Source organism: Rathayibacter rubneri (assembly GCF_023743255.1).
GTDB classification, from domain to species: Bacteria; Actinomycetota; Actinomycetes; order Actinomycetales; family Microbacteriaceae; genus Rathayibacter; species Rathayibacter rubneri.
The window spans coordinates 1-4,462 of sequence record NZ_JAMRYM010000160.1 but is presented as its reverse complement, the minus strand read 5'-3'; the positions used below and the strand labels follow the sequence as shown (position 1 = coordinate 4,462).

Sequence of the window (4,462 nt, the reverse complement as noted above, 5' to 3'; positions counted from 1 at the left end):
CGCCCTCACCGAGATGACCGGCGCCACCTCGCCGCGCCTGCACCTCGAGCTGATGATCGCGCGCGCCCTGGTGCTCGCCGGCGGACGGGGCGCCGCCGAGCACCAGGGCGCGCGCGATCATCAGCTCGAGGTGCAGGCGCGGCGAGGTGGCGCCGGTCATCTCGGTGAGGGCGTCGTTGACCAGGTCGGCGACGCGGGAGAGCTCGGCGAGGCCGAGCGCCCGGGCCTGGCCCGCCATGCGGTCGAGCTCGTCCTGCGAGACCCCGCGCAGCACCGCGGCGGCCGCCGCTCCGGTCGCGGCCACGACGATCAGGTCGCGGAGCCGCTCGAGGAGGTCGTCGACGAAGCGCCGCGGGTCCTGACCGGTCTGGATGACCCGGTCGACCGCTCCGAACGCCTCGGCGGAGTCGTGCTCGGCGAGCGCGTCGATCACCTCGTCGAGGAGGGCGCCGTGCGTGTAGCCGAGCAGCGCCACGGCGCGCTCGTACTCGACGGTGTCGGCCTCGGACCCTGCCATCAGCTGATCGAGCAGCGACAGCGTGTCGCGGACCGAGCCGCCGCCCGCGCGGACGACGAGCGGCAGGACGCCCGCGGCGACGCCGACGCCCTCGCGCTCGCAGAGCTCCTGCGTGTAGTCGAGCATCTGCGCCGGCGGGACCAGGCGGAACGGGTAGTGGTGGGTGCGCGAGCGGATGGTGCCGATCACCTTGTCGGGCTCGGTCGTCGCGAAGATGAACTTCACGTGCTCCGGCGGCTCCTCGACGATCTTGAGCAGCGCGTTGAAGCCCTGCGGCGTGACCATGTGCGCCTCGTCGAGGATGAAGATCTTGAAGCGGTCGCGAGCGGGCGCGAACACCGCGCGCTCGCGGATGTCGCGCGCATCGTCGACTCCGTTGTGGCTCGCGGCGTCGATCTCGACGACGTCGAGCGAGCCCTGGCCCTCGCGGCTGAGCTCGACACAGCTGTCGCAGACACCGCAGGGCGTGTCGGTCGGTCCCTGCGCGCAGTTCAGGCAGCGGGCGAGGATGCGGGCCGACGTGGTCTTGCCACAGCCGCGCGGCCCGCTGAAGAGATAGGCGTGATTGACGCGGTTGGTGCGCAGGGCCGTCATGAGCGGATCGGTCACCTGCGACTGGCCGATCATCTCGGCGAACGTCTCGGGCCGGTACCGGCGATACAGGGCTGCTACCACCTGTACAGAGTAGCCGCGACCTCCGACACCGGAGCGGGGTCGCCGGGGCGGGGCCCGCGTAGCCTCGGAGCGTGACGGACCCCGCGCCCCTCCTCCGCTTCGACGCCGTCGTGCTCGCCGGAGGACGAGGGCGCCGCCTCGGCGGTGCGACCAAGCCGCTGCTGGTGCACCGCGGGGCGACCCTCCTCGCCGCGGCGCTGGTGGCCGTCGAGGGCGCCGAGCGGATCGTCGTGGCCGGACCGGCGCGGCTGTCCTCGGAGGCGGGAGCGGCCCTGCTCGTGCAGGAGGACCCTCCGTTCGGCGGGCCGGTCGCCGGGCTCGCCGCCGCACTCCCCCGGCTCGAGCGGCCCGCGGCCCCGGAGTGGGTGCTCGTGCTCGCCGCGGACCTGGTCTCGCCCGCCGCCGCTGTCCAGCGGCTGCTCGCGGAAGCGGCGAGCGCCGATTCCGACTCCCTCCTCGCCGTCGACGCCGACGGCCGGGCCCAGCAGCTGCTGGGCCTGCACAGGACGCGGTCGCTCGTCCGGGCGCTCGACGCGCTCGGCAGCCCGGACGGCGCCCCGGTGCGCGCACTGCTGCGCGGTCTCGCGGTGGCACTCGTGGCCGTGCCCGCCGAGGCCACCGCCGATGTCGACGGCCCGGACGACGCCCGGCGGCACGGCATCGACGTGCCGCCGTCCGTCCCCCCAGAATGAGCGGATGGACGAGACGACCCACGACCGGCCCACCGACGACGTGCTCCGCGAGTGGTGGGACGAGCTGTGCACCGCCCTGGGCCTGGGCGAGGTCCCGATCGGGCGCGACGCGCTGCTCGCCCTGGCGGGCGACGCGGCGCACGGAGTCGTGCGACCGGCGGCTCCGCTGACGACGTTCCTCGCGGGGTACGCGGCGGGTCTGCAGGGCGGCGGGGCGGAGGCGCTCGCCACCGCGCTGGCCACCGCGAGCGGCGCGATCCGGGACCGCGCACACGACTCCTGACACGGTACTCCCCGACGCTCGATCCCGCTCCAGACTGCGGGCGTACGGTGAGATCGAGCCCCGACGCCGCGGCCGGATCACCGCGCGGCGCCAGGGCTCCCGCGGGGCGAGCGCTCCGCGGTCGCTGCGCTGAAGGAGCACCCATGTCGGGCAACAGAGCCGTCGCCTACAAGTCCCCCGGAGTCGTCGAGGTCATCGACATCGACTACCCGACCTTCGAGCTGAAGGACGGGCCGGGCGTCAACCCGGCCAACATCGGCCGGAAGCTGCCGCACGGCGCGATCCTGCGCACCGTGTCGACCAACATCTGCGGATCCGACCAGCACATGGTCCGCGGTCGCACGACCGCCCCCTCCGACCTGGTCCTCGGTCACGAGATCACCGGCGAGGTCGTCGAAGTCGGCCCGGACGTCGAGTTCGTGAAGGTCGGCGACATCGTCTCGGTGCCGTTCAACATCGCCTGCGGCCGCTGCCGCAACTGCAAGGAGCGCAAGACCGGCATCTGCCTGAACGTGAACCCCGACCGCCCGGGCAGCGCCTACGGCTACGTCGACATGGGCGGCTGGGTCGGCGGCCAGGCCGAGTACGTGATGGTGCCCTACGCGGACTGGAACCTGCTCGTCTTCCCCGACCGCGACCAGGCGCTCGAGAAGATCCTCGACCTCACGATGCTCTCGGACATCTTCCCGACCGGCTTCCACGGCGCGGTCACCGCGGGCGTCGGCGTCGGCTCCACCGTCTACGTCGCGGGCGCCGGTCCGGTGGGCCTCGCTGCGGCCGTCGGCGCCCAGCTGCTGGGAGCCGCGGTCGTCATCGTCGCGGACCTCAACGAGGAGCGGCTCGCGCAGGCGCGCTCCTTCGGCTGCGAGACCGTCGACGTCTCGAAGGGCGATCCCGCCGGGCAGATCGAGCAGATCCTCGGTGTGCCGGAGGTCGACTGCGGAGTCGACGCGGTGGGCTTCGAGGCGCACGGCAACGGGCCCGACTCGCACCAGGAGGCGCCGGCGACGGTGCTCAACTCGCTGATGTCGATCACGGCGGCGGGCGGCGCGCTCGGCATCCCCGGCCTCTACGTCACCGGCGACCCGGGCGGAGTGGACGACGCGGCGAAGGAGGGCTCGCTCTCGATCCGGCTGGGGCTCGGCTGGGCGAAGTCGCTGTCCTTCACGACGGGCCAGTGCCCGGTGATGAAGTACAACCGCCAGCTGATGATGGCGATCCTGCACGACCGGGTGCACATCGCCGACGCGGTGCAGGCCACCGCGATCACCCTCGACGAGGCTCCGCGCGGCTACGCGGACTTCGACAAGGGCGCGGCGAAGAAGTTCGTGCTGAACCCCAACGGGTACCTCGGCTGAGCGACCGGCGGGGTCCGCGCGACACGGGCCCCGCCCCGCTCCCGGCCAGAATGAGGGGATGAGCGCGCACCGGCACGAGGCGACCGACTGGGACGACGCCCGGCGGCGCGCCGCGGACGCCGTCGCCGTCGGGCCGGTCGTCGAGGTCCCGCTCCTCGCCGCGCGCGGAGCGGTGCTCGCCGGAAGCGTCGCGGCGACCCGTCCGCTCCCCCACTACGACTCGTCGGCGATGGACGGCTGGGCCGTGCGCGGCGCGGGGCCCTGGCGGCTCGCCGACGGGGTCGCCACGGGGATCGTCACGGGCGGCGTCGTGCCGGACTGGTGCGACGCGGTCGTGCCCACCGAGCAGGGCGTCGTGAGCGACGGCGTGCTCTCGAGCTCCGCGGTCCTGCCGCACGGGCGTCACGTGCGCCGCGCCGGGGACGAGGCACCGGCCGGCACGCTGCTGGTCGGCGCCGGGACCCGCCTCACTCCGGCCCACCTCGCGCTGCTCGCCGTCGCGGGCGTCGACCGCGTCGACGTGCGTCGACCCTGCCTCGTGGACCTCCTCCTCACCGGCGACGAGATCGACACCGAGGGGGCGCCCGTGGCCGGCCGGGTCCGCGACGCGTTCACTCCGCTCCTCCCCCCGTTCGTCGAGGGCGTCGGAGGCGCAGTGGGCGACATCGACCGGCTCGGCGACGACGACCACGCGATCGCCGCGCGGCTCTCGGCGGGGACGGCGCCGATCCGTCTGACGACCGGCGGTACCGGGCGCTCCCGGGCGGACTCGGTGCGACGGGCGCTGACCCTGGTCGGCGCCACGGTGCTGGTCGACGGCGTCGACATGCGTCCCGGGCACCCCACGATGCTCGCGGTGCTGCCGGGAGGCGCGCTCGTGATCGCGCTGCCGGGGAACCCGCTCGCGGCGCTGCTCGCCGCGAGCGGGTTCCCCGGC

At 74.3% G+C, this 4,462-nt stretch carries 5 protein-coding genes; 4 read left to right on the top strand and 1 reads right to left on the bottom strand.

Going from position 1 to position 4,462, the window contains the following annotated elements; all coding sequences use genetic code 11:
- The coding region (locus NB037_RS18735) for a DNA polymerase III subunit gamma and tau (RefSeq protein WP_251948462.1) at positions 1 to 1,192 on the bottom strand (1,192 nt) is incomplete at its 3' end.
- Positions 1,193 to 1,263: 71 nt separating this feature from the next.
- On the opposite strand from NB037_RS18735, the gene mobA reads away from it, so the two are divergent.
- The 4 genes from mobA to NB037_RS18715 all read left to right on the top strand — a co-directional run.
- A complete protein-coding gene (gene mobA, locus NB037_RS18730; protein ID WP_251948461.1) occupies positions 1,264 to 1,884 on the top strand; it encodes a molybdenum cofactor guanylyltransferase in 621 nt (206 codons plus the stop codon).
- A gap of 4 nt (positions 1,885 to 1,888) precedes the next feature.
- Positions 1,889 to 2,167, top strand: a complete 279-nt coding sequence (locus NB037_RS18725) for a DUF6457 domain-containing protein (RefSeq protein WP_251948460.1) — start codon at positions 1,889 to 1,891, stop codon at positions 2,165 to 2,167.
- Between the two features lie 143 nt (positions 2,168 to 2,310).
- Entirely contained in the window at positions 2,311 to 3,525 is a 1,215-nt protein-coding gene (gene fdhA, locus NB037_RS18720; RefSeq protein WP_055791222.1) for a formaldehyde dehydrogenase, glutathione-independent, read from the top strand.
- Positions 3,526 to 3,583: 58 nt separating this feature from the next.
- On the top strand, positions 3,584 to 4,462 hold an 879-nt coding region (locus NB037_RS18715), incomplete at its 3' end, for a molybdopterin-binding protein (protein ID WP_251948459.1).